Source organism: Azospira oryzae (assembly GCF_004217225.1).
GTDB classification, from domain to species: Bacteria; Pseudomonadota; Gammaproteobacteria; order Burkholderiales; family Rhodocyclaceae; genus Azospira; species Azospira oryzae.
Genome location: NZ_SHKM01000001.1, coordinates 1,453,406 through 1,469,529, shown reverse-complemented (window position 1 = coordinate 1,469,529; position 16,124 = coordinate 1,453,406). Strand labels below are relative to the sequence as shown.

The 16,124-nt window shown below is 66.0% G+C and carries 17 protein-coding genes and 1 tRNA gene; 10 read left to right on the top strand and 8 right to left on the bottom strand.

Annotation, left to right across the window (positions count from 1 at the left end; all coding sequences use genetic code 11):
- Nucleotides 1–30: 30 nt before the first annotated feature.
- Nucleotides 31–639: a glutathione S-transferase gene (locus EV678_RS06705; RefSeq protein WP_014238342.1), complete on the bottom strand. Its 609-nt coding sequence runs from the start codon at nt 637–639 to the stop codon at nt 31–33.
- A gap of 205 nt (nt 640–844) precedes the next feature.
- On the opposite strand from EV678_RS06705, the gene purB reads away from it, so the two are divergent.
- The 4 genes from purB to EV678_RS06685 all read left to right on the top strand — a co-directional run bounded on the left by purB (nt 845) and on the right by EV678_RS06685 (nt 3,542).
- Nucleotides 845–2,212 carry an adenylosuccinate lyase gene (gene purB, locus EV678_RS06700; RefSeq protein ID WP_130458937.1) on the top strand — a complete coding sequence of 456 codons (1,368 nt, stop codon included), beginning with the start codon at nt 845–847 and terminating at the stop codon, nt 2,210–2,212.
- Nucleotides 2,213–2,243: 31 nt separating this feature from the next.
- Nucleotides 2,244–2,474 (top strand): hypothetical protein, encoded by a 231-nt coding sequence (locus EV678_RS06695; RefSeq protein ID WP_130458936.1) that lies wholly within the window; start codon nt 2,244–2,246, stop codon nt 2,472–2,474.
- A gap of 37 nt (nt 2,475–2,511) precedes the next feature.
- A complete protein-coding gene (locus tag EV678_RS06690) occupies nt 2,512–2,829 on the top strand; it encodes a DUF2322 family protein (protein WP_014238339.1) in 318 nt (105 codons plus the stop codon).
- A 242-nt stretch (nt 2,830–3,071) separates the two neighbouring features.
- Nucleotides 3,072–3,542 carry a c-type cytochrome gene (locus EV678_RS06685; protein WP_014238338.1) on the top strand — a complete coding sequence of 157 codons (471 nt, stop codon included), beginning with the start codon at nt 3,072–3,074 and terminating at the stop codon, nt 3,540–3,542.
- Nucleotides 3,543–3,644: 102 nt separating this feature from the next.
- Here the strand turns inward: EV678_RS06685 and EV678_RS06680 are convergent, their stop codons facing one another.
- The 6 genes from EV678_RS06680 to queA all read right to left on the bottom strand — a co-directional run bounded on the left by EV678_RS06680 (nt 3,645) and on the right by queA (nt 10,107).
- Nucleotides 3,645–4,361 carry a cytochrome b/b6 domain-containing protein gene (locus tag EV678_RS06680; RefSeq protein ID WP_130458935.1) on the bottom strand — a complete coding sequence of 239 codons (717 nt, stop codon included), beginning with the start codon at nt 4,359–4,361 and terminating at the stop codon, nt 3,645–3,647.
- Between the two features lie 123 nt (nt 4,362–4,484).
- Complete coding sequence (gene secF / locus EV678_RS06675; protein ID WP_014238336.1) at nt 4,485–5,432, bottom strand: protein translocase subunit SecF; 948 nt, start codon at nt 5,430–5,432, stop codon at nt 4,485–4,487.
- Between the two features lie 23 nt (nt 5,433–5,455).
- Nucleotides 5,456–7,324 carry a protein translocase subunit SecD gene (gene secD, locus EV678_RS06670; RefSeq protein ID WP_014238335.1) on the bottom strand — a complete coding sequence of 623 codons (1,869 nt, stop codon included), beginning with the start codon at nt 7,322–7,324 and terminating at the stop codon, nt 5,456–5,458.
- 61 nt (nt 7,325–7,385) lie between these two features.
- Nucleotides 7,386–7,715, bottom strand: coding sequence for a preprotein translocase subunit YajC (gene yajC / locus EV678_RS06665; RefSeq protein ID WP_014238334.1), 330 nt, complete (start codon nt 7,713–7,715; stop codon nt 7,386–7,388).
- 92 nt (nt 7,716–7,807) lie between these two features.
- Nucleotides 7,808–8,932: a tRNA guanosine(34) transglycosylase Tgt gene (tgt, locus tag EV678_RS06660; protein WP_130458934.1), complete on the bottom strand. Its 1,125-nt coding sequence runs from the start codon at nt 8,930–8,932 to the stop codon at nt 7,808–7,810.
- 137 nt (nt 8,933–9,069) lie between these two features.
- A complete protein-coding gene (gene queA, locus EV678_RS06655; protein ID WP_130458933.1) occupies nt 9,070–10,107 on the bottom strand; it encodes a tRNA preQ1(34) S-adenosylmethionine ribosyltransferase-isomerase QueA in 1,038 nt (345 codons plus the stop codon).
- Nucleotides 10,108–10,239: 132 nt separating this feature from the next.
- Between queA and EV678_RS06650 the strand changes: the two genes are divergently transcribed.
- Both EV678_RS06650 and EV678_RS06645 read left to right on the top strand, forming a co-directional pair.
- Nucleotides 10,240–10,326, top strand: a tRNA-Leu gene (locus EV678_RS06650).
- Nucleotides 10,327–10,478: 152 nt separating this feature from the next.
- On the top strand, nt 10,479–11,399 hold the full coding sequence (locus EV678_RS06645) for a 1,4-dihydroxy-2-naphthoate polyprenyltransferase (protein WP_130458932.1): 921 nt from the start codon (nt 10,479–10,481) through the stop codon (nt 11,397–11,399).
- A gap of 6 nt (nt 11,400–11,405) precedes the next feature.
- Here the strand turns inward: EV678_RS06645 and cobA are convergent, their stop codons facing one another.
- Entirely contained in the window at nt 11,406–12,203 is a 798-nt protein-coding gene (gene cobA, locus EV678_RS06640) for a uroporphyrinogen-III C-methyltransferase (protein WP_130458931.1), read from the bottom strand.
- 274 nt (nt 12,204–12,477) lie between these two features.
- Between cobA and EV678_RS06635 the strand changes: the two genes are divergently transcribed.
- The 4 genes from EV678_RS06635 (at nt 12,478) to EV678_RS06620 (ending at nt 16,114) form a co-directional block, all read left to right on the top strand.
- On the top strand, nt 12,478–14,070 hold the full coding sequence (locus tag EV678_RS06635) for a nitrite reductase (RefSeq protein ID WP_235832414.1): 1,593 nt from the start codon (nt 12,478–12,480) through the stop codon (nt 14,068–14,070).
- Nucleotides 14,071–14,158: 88 nt separating this feature from the next.
- Nucleotides 14,159–14,497: a c-type cytochrome gene (locus EV678_RS06630; protein WP_014238328.1), complete on the top strand. Its 339-nt coding sequence runs from the start codon at nt 14,159–14,161 to the stop codon at nt 14,495–14,497.
- Nucleotides 14,498–14,707: 210 nt separating this feature from the next.
- Nucleotides 14,708–15,376, top strand: coding sequence for an energy transducer TonB (locus EV678_RS06625; protein ID WP_130458929.1), 669 nt, complete (start codon nt 14,708–14,710; stop codon nt 15,374–15,376).
- 18 nt (nt 15,377–15,394) lie between these two features.
- Complete coding sequence (locus EV678_RS06620; RefSeq protein WP_130458928.1) at nt 15,395–16,114, top strand: MotA/TolQ/ExbB proton channel family protein; 720 nt, start codon at nt 15,395–15,397, stop codon at nt 16,112–16,114.
- Nucleotides 16,115–16,124 lie beyond the last annotated feature (10 nt).

Here is a 16,124-nt window from a genome sequence, read left to right as displayed (position 1 = left end):
GGAGGCGCATTGGCCGCCGAGCCCTGGCGTTCAGTCGTGGGGCAGGGTGTCGCTGAAGGCGGGGCGCTGCATCAGTTTCTCGTGGATGCGGGCCAGGCCCGGATAGGCCGGCCGCCATTCGATGTCGGCAAAGCGGAAGTCCAGGTAGCCCAGGGCGACGCCCACGGCGATGTCCGCCAGGGAGAAGTGGGTGCCCATACACCAGGGGTTCTCGCCCAGTTCCTTGGCCATGTAGTCCAGGGTGCGCTGGATCTTTTCCCGTTGCCGGGCGATGGTGGCTCCATCCTGCTTCTGCTTCGGCCGCTTGCCTTCGAGGAAGGTGGCCACCGCCGCTTCCAGCAGGCCGTCGGCCAGGGCCTCCCAGCGCTTCACTTCCATGCGTTCCCGGTTGGGGGCGGGCATCAGCTTGTTGTTGGGGGTGACGTTGTCCAGGTATTCGACGATGACCCGGGAATCGAACAGGGGTGTGCCGTCGTCCAGCAGCAGGACGGGAATCTTGCCCAGGGGGTTGTGCTCCGGAACGCGGCTTTCCGGCGTCCACGGCGACTCGATTTCGAACTCGGCCTCGATCTTCTTTTCCGCCAGGACCACCCGTACCTTGCGCACGAAGGGGCTGGTGTAGGAACCGATCAGTTTCATGAGCTTCTCGTTGTCTGTATGCGTGTTTTCGACCGGGCAGGCCCGGCCGGATGGGGAGGCAAAGTATAACACCCCGGACCACCGTCCCCTGCCAAGCAAGTCACGTACGCCATGCCGCGCTGGTCCGGGGACGGCAATTCCGGTTTGCCCAGACCTTTGCCCGGCGGGTAAAATTCCGCTCTTGGCTCAACAGGATACCCATTCCATGTCTCTTCACGCTCTCACCGCCCTTTCCCCCCTGGACGGCCGCTATGCCGGCAAGGTGGATGCCCTGCGTCCCCAGTTCTCCGAGTACGGCCTGATCCGCCGCCGCCTCCAGGTGGAAATCGAATGGCTCAAGGCCCTGGCGGCTGAACCCCATTTCGCCGAAATCCCCGCCTTCTCCGCCGCCACCGTGGCCGAGCTGGATGCCCTGGTGGCCGGTTTCGGCCCCGAACAGGCCGCCGAGGTGAAGGCCATCGAGGCCACCACCAACCACGACGTGAAGGCCCTGGAATACTGGATCAAGGACAAGACCAAGGCCAACGCCGAAGTCACCAAGGTCACCGAATTCATCCACTTCGCCTGCACCTCCGAAGACATCAACAACCTCTCCCACGCCCTCATGCTCAAGGCCGCCCGGGACGAGGTGATGCTGCCCTCCCTGGACAAGGTCATCGGCCGCCTGCGCGACCTGGCCCATGAACTGGCCGAGGTGCCCATGATGAGCCGCACCCACGGCCAGCCGGCGACGCCCTCCACCATGGGCAAGGAACTGGCCAACGCCGTCTATCGCCTCAACCGGGCCCGCGTCCGCATCGCCGAGGTCGGCCTGCTGGGCAAGATCAACGGCGCCGTCGGCAACTACAACGCCCACCTGGCCGCCTACCCCGGCTTCGACTGGGAAGGCTTCGCCAAGCGCTTCGTCGAGAGCCTGGGCCTGGAATTCAACCCCTACACCATCCAGATCGAGCCCCATGACGCCATGGCCGAACTGTATGACGCCTTCGCCCGCACCAACACCATCCTCATCGACCTGGACCGGGACGTCTGGGGCTACATCTCCCTGGGCTTCTTCAAGCAGAAGGTGAAGGCCGGCGAAGTGGGTTCCTCCACCATGCCGCACAAGGTCAATCCCATCGACTTCGAGAACTCCGAAGGCAACCTGGGCCTGGCCAACGCCGTGCTCAAGCACCTCTCCGAGAAGCTGCCCATCTCCCGCTGGCAGCGGGACCTGACCGACTCCACCGTGCTGCGCAACATGGGTGTCGGCCTCGGCTACGCCCTGCTCGGCTACGATTCCCTGCTGCGCGGCCTGAACAAGCTGGAAGTGAATGCCCAGGCCATGCACGACGACCTCAACGCCAACTGGGAACTGCTGGCCGAGCCGATCCAGACCGTCATGCGCCGCTACGCCGTGCCCCAGGCCTACGAGAAGCTCAAGGAACTGACCCGGGGCACCCGCGTCACCCGCGAAGGCATGCAGACCTTCGTGCAGTCCCTGGAAATCCCGGAAGCCGCCAAGGCCGAACTGCTCAAGCTGACGCCCTGGGACTACACCGGCAAGGCTGCCGAACTGGCCAAGCGCATCTAAGCCCATGCGCTGCCCCCGCTGCGATCAGCCCATGGAGGACCGTCGGAGCGACCTCTGCCCCGACTGTCTCGAAGCCCGGCAGAAGGCCATGGTCCGGGGCGCCCGCCAGGGCGGCCTGGCCGGCCTGTTGCTGGGCCTGCTGCTGGCCGGCCTGCTGCTCGGCGTCTACGGGCCCGAGCGGGGCATCAAGGCCATCGCCTTCGGCATCGCCTCGGCCTGCGCCATCACCGGCGTGCTGTTCGGCATGCTGCGCCGGCGCTGATTTTTTTTCTCCCAAGAACTACAACCAGAGTTTCCCCATGAGCTTTGCTGAAAACCTGAAGAAGCTGCCGGGCATTTCCCACCTGGCCGCCATCAACCTGCTCGATGCCGAAGGCAATACCGTCGCCACCATCGAGAACAAGCCGGGCAGCGCCGGTTCCGTCGCCGTCTACAACCACCTGGCCCAGACCTATGGCGCCATCACGCCCCAGGCGGCCCTCAAGGGCATCGAGATCTATGCCGAGCACAGCGAGGATGCCAAGCTGCATCCGGGCAAGCATCCCAATATCGACCGCCTGATCCAGCTGGCGGCCGAGGGCAAGACCCTGCGCGCCAAGCACGTCTTTGCCGTGTAAAAGTTGTAAAAATCCGGTGGAAAAGGGCGGCTACGGCCGCCTTTTTTCTTGCTCTCAGCCCGGCTGGCAGCCGCATCTGCGGCCGTTTCCAGGCTGTTGCTCCGGTCTTGTCCGGTGGGTGCCGTACATTAACGCCGGCTGATATGCCATTGCCTTGAGTCGTATAATTGCCCGTCGTTGCGCCGCGCCTTGCGGTGCCACCGTCAGTCTTTCCATTCAAACCACAACACGAGAGAAATGCCATGAAGAAACTGCCCAAGCTCCTGCTCGCCCTTTCCGCCCTGGCCGTGGCCGCCGGCGCTTCCGCCCAGGTCAAGCCTGAAGACGCCATCAAGTACCGCAAGGCCGGCTACTCCTACATGTCCTGGAACATGGGCAAGATCAAGGAGCAGACCATCGACAACCCGGCTGCCTACAACAAGGACCAGGTCCTGGCCGCTGCCCGCACCATCGCCGCCATCGCCAACTCCGGCATGGGCGCCCTCTATGTGCCCGGCTCCGACAAGGACGCCGGCGGCCAGAAGACCCGGGTCAAGCCCGAGTTCTTCCAGCAGCAGGAGGAAGTGGGCAAGATCGCCCGCGCCTTCAATGCCGAAGCCAACAAGCTGGCCGAAGTGGCCGCCGGCGGCGACGTGAACGCCATCAAGGCCCAGTTCGGCAAGACCGGCGAGACCTGCAAGTCCTGCCACGACAAGTTCCGCATGAAGGACTGAGGTCCTTGCGCCCGGCAGGCGGCCCTGGCGTCGCCCTGTCCGGAGCGTGCAGGCAAAGAAAAGGCCGCCCGTGGGCGGCCTTTTCTTTTGGGGACTCGACGCTTACCAGCTGGGCGTGGCCGGTGCCGATGCCGGCGGCGGGGGCGGCGGCGCGATCCAGGCGCCGGACGCGCCCCATACGGCCAGGGCCGCCAGGGCCAGGGCGACGATGAAGGCCACCAGGCCGCCGCCCTGGGCATGGGCGGTGGCGGGCACGGCGGGCTGTGCTGCCGGCAGTTCCTTCCAGCCGGTGAGCATGGGCTTGACCAGGTTGTCCTTCTTCACCCGGGCGTAGAAGACGATGGCGCCCACGTGCACCAGCACCAGGGCCAGGATCAGGGGAAAGGCGCCCTTGTGCAGACCGGAGAGGGTGTCGGAGAGATCCTTGCCCACCAGGTCCATGAGGGGTCCGCGGAAGGCGATGTCGTCGTTGGCGAAGAGGCCGGATACCACCTGGAACAGCAGCAGGGCCAGCAGGGCCAGCACGGAGAGGGCGCCCAGGGGATTGTGGCCCAGGCCCTGCCAGCGGCCCTGCAGATAGGCCTTGATGGCGTCGGGGCCGGGCACGAACTGGCTGAAGCGGGCGTAGGTGGAACCGGCTACGCCCCACACCAGACGGAACACCAGCAGGCCGACGATGGCCAGCCCCAGCTTGCCGTGAACGAAGATGGCGTTGCCGCCGACCTGGCCGGTGACCACGGCGCCCAGCACCAGGGCGGCCAGCAGCCAGTGGAAGAGGCGGGTGGGCAGGTCCCACACCTTGATTTTCTGCGTGCTCACGAGTGTTTCTCCCTCATGCAAGTAAAACGGGCCGCCCGCGGTGGCAGGCGACCCGTCGAATTGTAGCCCCTGCCGCAGGGGCGGGGCTGTGGCCGAATGTAACCGGCCGTTGCTGATCCAGACTCAGACGCAGGCGCCGTCGTCGCTGACGTTGGGGTCCTTGGCCTTGGGCGCCTTGATGAACTGCTCCCGGGACACCCCCAGCCACATCACCAGGGGGCTGGCCACCAGCACCGAGGAGTAGATGCCGAAGAGGATGCCGATGGTCAGGGCCATGGCGAAGTAGTGCAGGGTCTCGCCGCCGAACACCAGCATGGACAGCACCATCATCTGGGTGGAGCCGTGGGTGATGATGGTGCGGGAGATGGTGCTGGTGATGGCGTGGTCCAGCACCTGGGGCGTGGTCATGCCGCGGGCCTTGCGGAAGGTTTCCCGCACCCGGTCGAAGACCACCACGGATTCGTTCACCGAGTAGCCCAGCACCGCCAGCACCGCCGCCAGCACCGAGAGGGAGAATTCCCACTGGAAGAAGGCGAAGAAGCCCAGGATGATGATGACGTCGTGCAGGTTGGCGATGATGGCCGACACCGAGAAGCGCCATTCGAAGCGGAAGGCCAGGTAGATGACGATGCCGATGATCACCACCAGCAGGGCCATGGCGCCGTTCTCGGCCAGTTCCTTGCCCACCTGGGGGCCGACGAACTCGACCCGGCGCAGGGAGGCGGATGCGTCCTCGGCGGAGAGGGCGGCCATGACGGACTCGCCCAGCTTGGCCGTGTTCTGCTCGGACTTCAGGGGCAGGCGGATCAGCACGTCCTGGGAGGAGCCGAAGTTCTGCACCGAGTAGTCGGAGAAGCCGGACTTGCCCAGGGCGCCGCGGATTTTCTCCAGGTCGGCGGCCTGGCTGTAGCTGACCTCGATCAGGGTGCCGCCGGTGAATTCCACCGACAGGTGCAGGCCCCGGGTGGCGAGGAAGAACACGGCCAGGAGGAAGGTGACCAACGAAATGACGTTGAACACCAGCGCATGGCGCATGAAGGGGATGTCCTTGCGGATCTTGAAAAATTCCATGTTGAGTATCCCTTGCTAGGCGCTTACTTGGCGCTGTCCAGGCCGGGCTTCCAGACCTGGCCGATGGAGACCTTGTCCAGCTTCTTGCGGCGACCGTAGATGAGGTTGACCAGGGCCCGGGAGACCACCACGGAACTGAACATGGAGGTCAGAATGCCCAGGCAGTGCACCACGGCGAAGCCCCGGATGGGGCCGGAGCCGAAGGCCAGCAGGGCAACGCCGGCGATCAGGGTGGTGACGTTGGAGTCCAGGATGGTGCCGAAGGCCCGCTCGTAACCGGCAGAGATGGCCGCCTGGGGACTGGCGCCGTTGCGCAGTTCTTCCCGCACCCGTTCGTTGATCAGCACGTTGGAGTCGATGGCCATGCCCAGGGTCAGGGCGATGGCGGCGATGCCCGGCAGGGTCAGGGTGGCCTGCATGAGGGACAGCAGGGCCACCAGGAACATCAGGTTGGCCGCCAGGGCCAGGGTGGAGATGAGACCGAACATGAGGTAGTAGCACATCATGAAGGCGGCAATGGCGAGGAAGCCCCACAGGGTGGAGTGGAAGCCCTTGCTGATGTTGTCGGCGCCGAGGGAGGGGCCGATGGTGCGCTCTTCGACGATGTCCATGGGCGCCGCCAGGGAACCGGCCCGCAGCAGCAGGGCGGTGTCGTTGGCTTCCATGGTGCTCATCTTGCCGCTGATCTGGACCCGGCCGCCGCCGATTTCGGTGCGGATCACCGGGGCGGTGACCACTTCGCCCTTGCCCTTTTCAATGAGCAGGATGGCCATGCGCTTGCCCACGTTCTCCCGGGTGATGTCCTTGAAGATGCGGGCGCCGGCGGAATCCAGGGTCAGGTGCACCGCCGGTTCGTGGGTCTGGCCGTCGAAGCCGGGCTGGGCGTCGGTGAGGCGGTCGCCGGTCAGCACCACCTGCTTCTTCACCAGCAGGGGCGAGCCGCCCCGTTCGCTGTAAAGCTCGGTGCCGAAGGGTGCCTGGCCGGCCATGGCCGCTTCCAGGGCGCCCGGGGTATCGTCCACCATGCGGATTTCCAGGGTGGCGGTGCGGCCCAGGATGTCCTTGGCCTTGGCCGTGTCCTGCACGCCGGGCAGCTGCACCACGATGCGGTCGGCGCCCTGCTGCTGGATCACCGGCTCGGCCACGCCCAGCTCGTTGATCCGGTTGTGCAGGGTGGTGATGTTCTGCTTCAGGGCGAAGTCCTGGATGCGCTTGACCGCCGTGGGCTTCAAGCTGGCGGTGAGCTTCAGGTCGGAGCCGTCCTGGCCGTCCACGAAGGTCAGGTCGGGCTGGTTGTCTTCCAGCACGATGCGGGCCTTGGTGCGGGTGTCGGCGTCGCGGAACTTGACCACCACCGCATTGCCTTCCCGGTTGATGCCGGCGTGGCGCAGGTTCTTGTCCCGCAGCAGGGTGCGCAGGTCGGCCGACATGGAGTCCAGGCGCTTGGTCAGCGCGCCGGCCATGTCCACCTGCAGCAGGAAGTGCACGCCGCCCCGCAGGTCCAGGCCCAGGTACATGGGCAGGGCGCCCAGGTTGGAGAGCCACTTGGGGGAGGAGGAGAGCAGGTTCAGGGCGACCACGTACTGGGCGTCCTGGGGATTCGGGTTGAAGGTCTTTTCCAGCAGGTCCTTGACCTTGAGCTGGGTGTCGGTGTCCTTGAAGCGGGTCTTGACGCCGTTGCTGTCGAGGAAGATGCCGTCGTGGCTGATGCCGGCGCCCTGCAGGGCGGCTTCGACGCGGGACAGCAGCTGGGCATCGGTCTTCAGGGTGGCGCGGGCCGGGGAAAGCTGGACGGCCGGGGCTTCACCGAAGAAATTGGGCAGGGTGTAGAGGAAACCGATCACCAGTGCGACGACGACGGTGATGTATTTCCAGAGCGGATAGCGGTTCATGGGCGGTTCCTGGGGGACCGAAAAAGGCAAGGGGCCGGACGAATCCGGCCCCGGGGATGACTTACAGGGACTTCAGGGTTCCCTTGGGCAGCAGCACCCCGATGGCGGGTTTCTGCACCACGACTTCGGTGTTGGGGGCGATTTCCAGATGGACGTAAGCGTCGCCGATCTTGGAGACGCGGCCCACCATGCCGCCCTGGGTGACCACTTCGTCACCCTTTTGCAGGGCGTCCACCATGGCCTTGTGTTCCTTGGCCTTCTTCATCTGGGGGCGGATCATGAGGAACCACAACACCACGAACATCAGGATGATGGGCAGGAATTGCATCAGGCCCCCGGTGGGGTCGGCAGCCTGGCCTGCGGCCTGGGCGTGAGCGGCGCTAATCAGCACGGTTTTACTCCTTGATTGCTTCGAAATTTGAACGGGGCATTGTACCACCGAGCCATGACGCGGATGCCCGGTGGCGGACCTACGGTGCGGCTTTAGCCGGCCGCCGGGCTGGCACCCCGGGAACGGTCCCGATGGAAGTTCTCCATATGGGGCTGCAGGCGCCCTTCTTCAATAGCGGCGCGCAATTCGGCCATCAGCACCTGGTAGTAGTGCAGGTTGTGGATGGTGTTGAGCATGGAGCCGAGGATTTCCCCGGCGCGGAACAGGTGGTGCAGGTAGGCCCGGCTGAAGTTGCGGCAGGTGTAGCAGTCGCAGGAAGGGTCCAGGGGGCCGGTGTCCTGGCGGTGGATGGCGTTCTTGATTTTGAGGTCGCCGTAGCGGGTGAACAGGTGGCCGTTGCGGGCGTTGCGGGTGGGCATGACGCAGTCGAACATGTCGATGCCCTGGCTCACCGCATGCACCAGGTCTTCCGGCGTGCCCACGCCCATCAGGTAGCGGGGCTTGTGGGCGGGCAGTTTCGGTGCGGTGTGGGCCAGGATGCGGGCCATGTCTTCCTTGGGCTCGCCCACGGACAGGCCGCCGATGGCCATGCCGTCGAAGCCCATTTCATCCAGGCCGGCCAGGGATTCGTCGCGCAGGGTCTCGTACATGCCGCCCTGGACGATGCCGAAGAGGGCGTTGCCGTTGCCCAGGCGACGGTGCTCGTCGATGGAGCGCTGGGCCCAGCGCAGGGACAGGCGCATGGACTTGGCCGCCTCGTCCACGGTGGCCGGGTAGGGCGTGCATTCGTCGAAGATCATGACGATGTCCGAGTTCAGCGTGTGCTGGATGCGCATGGACTCTTCCGGCGTCAGGAACAGCTTGGCGCCGTCGATGGGGGAGGAGAACTTCACTCCTTCCTCGGTGATCTTGCGCAGGGCCCCCAGGGAGAAGACCTGGAAGCCGCCCGAATCGGTGAGGATGGGCTTGTTCCAGCCCATGAAGTCGTGCAGGCCGCCGTGGGCGCGGATCACCTCCAGGCCCGGGCGCAGCCACAGGTGGAAGGTGTTGCCGAGGCAGATCTGGGCGCCGATGTCGTGCAGGGACTGGGGCGTCATGGCCTTGACCGTGCCGTAGGTGCCCACCGGCATGAACACCGGGGTCTGCACCGTGCCGTGGGCCAGGGTCAGGGTGCCGCGACGGGCCTGGCCGTCGGTCTTGAGAAGTTCGAACTGCATGGACGTATTCCTAAATTCCTGAAAACCATTTTTGCCACAGAGGGCACAGAGAACACAGAGAGAAGTTGACCGTAGGTCTTGCCCCGGTGGATGAAGGGGGCGTTGGTTTTACTCTGTGATCTCTGTGTCCTCTGTGGCTATGACTTGTCTTCCCGCTCCAGCAGCATGGCGTCGCCGTAGCTGAAGAAGCGGTATTTTTCTGCCACCGCGTGGGCGTAGGCGGCGCGGATGGGGTCCAGGCCGGCGAAGGCGGAGACCAGCATGAGCAGGGTGGAGCGGGGCAGGTGGAAATTGGTGATGAGCCGGTCCACCACCTGGAAGCGGTAGCCCGGGGTGATGAAAATGTCCGTCTCGCCGCTGCCGGCCCGTACCAGGCCGTTGCCGCAGGCGGCCGATTCCAGGGTGCGCAGGGAGGTGGTGCCCACCGCCACCACCCTGCCGCCCCGCTCCCGGGTTGCAGCGATGGCCGCGGCGGTTTCTTCCGGCACGTGGAAGCGCTCGCTGTGCATCTTGTGCTCGTCGATCTTTTCCACGCGCACCGGCTGGAAGGTGCCTGCCCCCACATGCAGTGTCAGCGCGGCTCGGCGGACACCCTGCCCGGAGAGCCGCTCCAGCATTGCCTCATCGAAGTGCAGCCCGGCGGTGGGCGCCGCCACGGCGCCCGGGTGGCGGGCATAGACGGTCTGGTAGCGGGCCTCATCCTCCGCCTCCACCCCGTGCTCGATATAGGGCGGCAGGGGCAGGCGGCCGTACTGCTCGGCCAGGTCCCACAGATTGCCTTCGCCCTCCAGTTTGAGGGCGAAGAACTCACCCTGGCGGCCGCTGCACAGCAGGCTGAAGGCGTTTTCCAGGGTGATGCGGGTGCCGGCCTTGGGCGACTTGCTGGCCCGCACCTGGGCCAGGGCGTGGCGCTCGTCCACGATGCGCTCCAGCAGCACTTCCACCTGGCCGCCGGAGTCCTTCTGGCCGAAGAAGCGGGCCTTGATCACCCGGGTATCGTTGAACACCAGCAGGTCGCCGGGGGCCAGCAGGCCGGGCAGGTCAGTGAAGCGCAGGTCGGCCAGGTGGGGGCCGTCCACGTGCAGCAGGCGGCTGGCGCAGCGCTCCCTGGCCGGATGCTGGGCGATCAGTTCGGGCGGCAGGGGAAAGTCGAAAAGGTCGACGGAAAGGCTCATGGTCTTGCGGCTTTGGCGGTGGTGCCCGGAGCAGGCGGCGGGTGTCCTCGTCCGGCTTGTGGGGGCGTCGTGAATCGGTGATAATGCGCCCCTCGCGCAGTAGTGCCCGCCAGCTCTGGCCGGGCGTCCCGGGCCGGGATGGCGGAATCGGTAGACGCAGCGGATTCAAAATCCGCCGCTGGTAACAGTGTGAGGGTTCGAGTCCCTCTCCCGGCACCAAATACACCCACCCCGTGGGGCGGTTTTGCAAAGGCCGCATTCTCTCACAGTCTTCGTTCCGGGATAAATTCGGCACCTTTTGATCTGGCCATGCGCCGTTTTGCCGCGCTGTGGTTAGACTGTGGCCTGTTTTTCCCTTACGCCCGTTGCCCATGAACGCTTCCACACTCGCCAGCCTCTCCCGTCCCACACCCGGGCAGGCCTGGTGGCTCGCCCTGCGGCCCCGCACCCTGCCGGTGGCGGCGGCCCCGGTGCTGTCCACCTGCGCCCTGGCCTGGTCGGAAACGGGCCAGCTGCGCTGGCTGGTGGCCCTGGTGACCCTGGCGGCGGCCCTGCTGATCCAGATCGGCACCAACCTGCTCAACGACGTGGGCGACTTCGAGCGCGGCACGGACACGCCGGACCGCCTGGGCCCGCCCCGGGCCACGGCCATGGGCTGGCTCAGCGCCGCCCAGGTCAAGCGGGGCGGCTTCCTGGCCCTGGGCGGCGCTTTCCTGCTGGGCATCTATCTGGTGGGGCAGGGCGGCTGGCCCATCGTCTTGCTCGGCCTGGCTTCCCTGTTCTGCGGCTGGGCCTACACCGGCGGCCCCAAACCCATTGCCTACGGGCCTTTCGGCGAGGTCTTCGTGTGGCTGTTCTTCGGTCTGGGGGCGGTACTCGGCACCTACTACCTGCAGACCGGCGGCCTCAGCCGGGCCGCTCTTGCCCTGGCCAACATGTCCGGCCTGTTCGCGGCAGCGGTGATCGTGGTGAACAATACCCGGGACCGGGCCGGGGACGCCCGGGCCGGCAAGCGGACCCTGGCGGTGCGCCTGGGCCTGACGGGATGCCGGGTGGAATACGGGCTGCTGATGCTGGCCCCCTTCGTTTTGCTGGGCTGGCTGGCCGCCTCCGGCCACCATCTGGCCGCCGGCCTGCCCCTGCTGGCGCTGCCGCCGGCCCTGCTGCTGGTGGTGCGCTTCGCCCGGGCGAAGCCGGGTACCGGCCACAACCTGCTGCTCGGCCGCACCGCCCAGTTGCAGCTGCTGTTCTCCTTCCTGCTGCTCCTGGGCTGTCTCTTTCGACCCGGCTGATCCGGCTTAAGCCGTCTCGGCTGCAGCCTGGGGTTCGAACCAGCTGAGCTGGGGCTGCAGCTGCAGCACGCCGCCGACGAAAATCAGGGCCGGCGTGGTGATGCCCGCTTCCTGCACCTTGGCTTCCAGAGTGGCCAGATCGGCCACCACCACCCGCTGCTGGCGGGTGGTGCCCTGTTGCACCACGCCGGCCGGCGTTTGCGGCGGCAGGCCGTGGGCGATCATCTGCCGGCTGATTTCTCCCAGGCCGGCAATTCCCATGTAGAAAACCACGGTCTGCTTCGGCCGGGCCAGGGCCTGCCAGTCCAGATTGACCGTGCCGTCCTTCAGGTGGCCGGTGGCGAACACCAGCACCTGGGCGTGGTCCCGGTGGGTCAGGGGGAAGCCGGCGTAGGCGGCGCAGCCGGCCGCCGCGGTGACGCCGGGCACCACCTGGAAGGGCACGCCGTGGCGGGCCAGGATCTCCAGCTCCTCGCCACCGCGGCCGAAAATGAAGGGATCGCCGCCCTTGAGGCGGACCACGCAGCGGTATTTCTGGGCCAGCTGCACCAGCAGGTGGTTGATGTCGTCCTGGGGCAGGGTGTGTTTCGAGGCTTCCTTGCCGGCGTAGATGATCTCGGCGTCGGGCCGGGCCAGGTCCAGAATGCCGTCGCCGATGAGGTGGTCGTAGACCAGCACGTCGGCCTGGGCAATCAGGCGGGCGGCGCGTACCGTCAGCAGGTCGGGGTCGCCGGGGCCGCCGCCGACGAGATAGACGGTGCCGGGCAGGGCAGGGTGGGTGCGGTTCGGATCGGGCATGAGCATTATTTTTTCTCGTTTGGCAAAAGGCAGCATAGCCGGGCTGGCCGTCGGCCTTCAATCCCTTTTGGGGGTGTTTCGGCCTAGGCACCACTCTAGTGAATATCCCTACTTTTTGAAGTTGATTCGCATCAAGGATTTGGACAAGTCACCGGGCGCAATCTTTCGCCATCCCCGGATGCTGTGTCGGGGGTAACGGTTTGCTGATAATTCCTATTGAGGAGAGGAAAGCATGAAAAAGGGAGTTAGTGCCTTTATCTTTACGGCCCTCGCGGCCGCCATGGGCTCCGCTTTCGCTGCACCCGCAGCCAACGCGCCGAGCCTGACCAAGGAAGCCAAAGAGGCTTCCGCCAAGATCTACTTCGAGCGTTGCGCCGGCTGCCACGGCATGCTGCGCAAGGGCGCCACCGGCAAGAACCTGGAGCCGGCGAACACCCAGAAGCTCGGCCAGGGCCGTCTGGAAAAGATCCTGACCTACGGTACCGAAGGCGGCATGCCCAACTTCGACGACATCCTGTCCAAGGATGAAATCAAGAACATGGCCACCTACATCCAGCAGCAGCCGGATGTGCCGCCCGAGTGGGGCATGAAGGAAATGAAGGCCAACTGGAAGGTGCACGTGCCCGTGGCCGAGCGCCCCACCAAGCAGATGAACAACATCAATCTGCAGAACGTCTTCTCCACCACCCTGCGTGACTCCGGCGAAGTGGCCCTGATCGACGGCGACACCAAGAAGATCTGGGGCATCGTCAAGACCGGCTACGCCGTGCACATTTCCCGTACTTCCGCTTCCGGTCGCTACGTCTATGTGATCGGCCGCGACGGCCGTCTGGACCTGATCGACATGTGGTTCGAGAAGCCCACCATCGTCGCCACCCTGAAGGCCGGCCTGGAAGCCCGTTCCGTCGATACCTCCAAGTTCAAGGGCTGGGAAGACAAGTACGCCATCGTCGGTTCCTACTGGCCGCCCCAGTACACCATCCTGGACGGCATGACCCTGGAGCCCCTGAAGAACGTCTCCACCCGCGGCATCACCGTGGATGGCGAGTATCACCAGGAGCCCCGCGTCGCCTCCATCGTTTCCTCCCTGATCAAGCCCGAGTGGGTGGTGACGGTGAAGGAATCCGGCCTGGTCAAGCTGGTGGACTACTCCGACGTGAAGAACCTGAAGGAAACCACCATCGAAACCGCCAAGTTCCTGCATGACGGCGGTTGGGATGCCACCAAGCGTTACTTCCTCGTCGCTGCCAACGCCTCCAACAAGGTGGTGGTCGTCGATACCAAGGAAGGCAAGCTGGCCGCCCTGGTCGATACCAAGCCCAAGCCCCACCCCGGCCGCGGCGCCAACTTCGTGCATCCGAAGTTCGGTCCCGTGTGGTCCACTTCCCACCTGGGTTCCGACGTCATCAGCCTGATCGGTACCGATCCGGAGAAGCATCCCCAGTACGCCTGGAAGGTCGTGGCCGAACTGAAGAACCACGGTTCCGGTTCCCTGTTCGTCAAGACCCATCCCAAGTCCAACAACCTGTGGGCCGATGCCCCGCTGATGCCGGAGAAGGATGCTGCCGAATCCGTCACCGTGTACAGCATCGACCAGCTGGGCAACCCGGATGCCAAGCCTGAGGTGATCAACGTCGCCAAGATGGCCGGCCTGCCGGAAACCAAGGGCGTGAAGCGGGTGGTGCATGCCGAGTACAACGAGAAGGGTGACGAAGTCTGGTTCTCCGTTTGGACGGGCAACAAGACCGAGCCTTCCGCCATCGTGGTGCTGGACGACAAGACCCGCAAGTTCAAGACCGTGATCAAGGATCCGAAGCTGGTCACGCCCACCGGCAAGTTCAACATCCACAACACCCAGCACGACGTGTACTAAGCGTTATTGCCGGAATCGTTGTCTAATGACCGGGGGCTGCGGCCCCCGGTTTTTTCATGGTGCACGCCTTTTGTCGAAGGAGATGAGGATGTCGCTGACGACCCGAACCCTGCTCTGCGCCGCCCTGCTCGGCGTGGTTGCCGTACCGGCCCAGGCCGCGGACAAGAAGCGGGATGCCGCCATGCTCGAACTGGCCGAGCGGCACCGCTGCCTCAATTGCCACGAGGTGGACGTCAAGGTGCGGGGCCCAGCCTGGCGCGAGGTGGGGCGCCGCTACCGGGACGACCCGGAAGCCGAGGCCCGCCTGCTGGTGAAGGTGAGGGAAGGCGGCAGCGGCGTCTGGGGCGACGATTTCATGTCGCCCAACAAGCGGGTCAGCGATGCCGACCTGCAGGCCCTGGTGCGCTGGATACTCTCCCTGCGCTAAGACTGGCGCCCTTTTCCGGCCGCCCCTGCGACCTTTGGTCGCATCCCCTTGGCGGCCGTTGAACCCTAGAATTACGGGGTTCGCCACCCTCTCGCCAAAGCCGGCATGGCCGCCCTGGCGACGGCGTTTCCGGCAGTCCCGCGAGCCCTCGTCGGGATGCCGCTGCGGGGCCCCTCGCGGCCCGAAAAGGATCGTTTTCTGTCTGCTTCATTGCCCAGTCCATGGCCCTCCCTCTCCCGGGGGCGCCGGGGCTCGATCTTCCTGCTGGTGCTGGCCCTCCATGGGGGCGGTCTGGCCTACGCCCTGCATTCCGGTAGTGCCGTGGTCAGCGCCATGGTGCCTCAGCCGATGAGCGTGCGCCTCATCGACGCCGCGCCTGCGGCCAGGCCCCAGCCCGAGGTGGCGCCGCCCCAGCCGATGCCGCCCAAGGTCGAGCGGCCGCGGCGGCCCAAGGCCCCGGCCCCCGTGCCGCTGGCGAAGACGCCGGCGCCGATACTGGCCGCAACGCCGGCGGCGGCCGTCAGCAGCGACTTCGTCGCTCCCGAAGTACCGCCCAGCCGTCCCGCCAGCAGCACCATTGCGGCGGCACCCGCCCTGGTGCCGGCCCGTTTCGATGCGGACTACCTGCACAACCCGAAACCTGTTTACCCCCCCATGTCCCGCCGTTTCGGCGAGGAAGGCAAGGTCCTGCTCAAGGTGCGGGTGACGCCCCAGGGCACGGCGGAGCAGGTGGATATCCAGACCGGCAGCGGCTATTCCCGCCTCGACAGCGCCGCCCGGGAGGCCGTCCAGCGCTGGCGTTTCGTCCCCGCCCGGCGCGGCGACGAGGCCGTGGCGGCTTCTGTCATCGTTCCCATCACTTTCGCTCTCGACAGCTAACCCATTGCAGGAGTCCCCATGAACACCCAACTCGGTCTTTCCCATTTCTGGGCCCAGGGAGATGGGGTTTCCCATTCCGTCGCCCTGATCCTGCTGCTGCTGTCGGTGGCCAGCTGGTGCGTCATCGTCGGCAAGTTCATCGCCCACTGGCGCGCTTCCCGCACCCAGAGCCGGGCCTTGGCCGCCTTCTGGCAGGCCGATTCCCTGCCCGAAGCCCTGGAAGCCATCCGCCGCGAGGACGCCAGCGGCATCCTAGCCGGCCTGGCCCTCTCCGGCGCCCACGCCGCCCAGGCCCATGAGCAGCATGCGGCCCGGGGCATCGGCGCCGGCGTCAATGCCAGTGAATTCGTCACCCGCTGCCTGCGCCAGAGCATCGTCACCGCCCAGGCCCGCATCGAGCAGGGTCTCACCTTCCTCGCTTCGGTGGGCTCGACGGCGCCCTTCATTGGCCTGTTCGGCACGGTGTGGGGCATCTACCACGCTTTGGTGGGCCTCTCCGGCTCTTCCCAGGTGGTGCTGGACAAGGTGGCCGGTCCCGTCGGCGAGGCCCTGATCATGACCGCCGCCGGCCTCTTCGTCGCCATTCCCGCCGTGCTGGCCTACAACGCCTTTACCCGGGCCAACCGCCTGGTGCTGGCCCAGATGGACGGCTTTGCCCACGACCTCCACGCCTATCTCACCACCGGCGTGCGTCTCTCCAGCACCGTGCCCCAGGGCGGCCTGGTGCGGGTTGCCTGAGGCCGCCGGC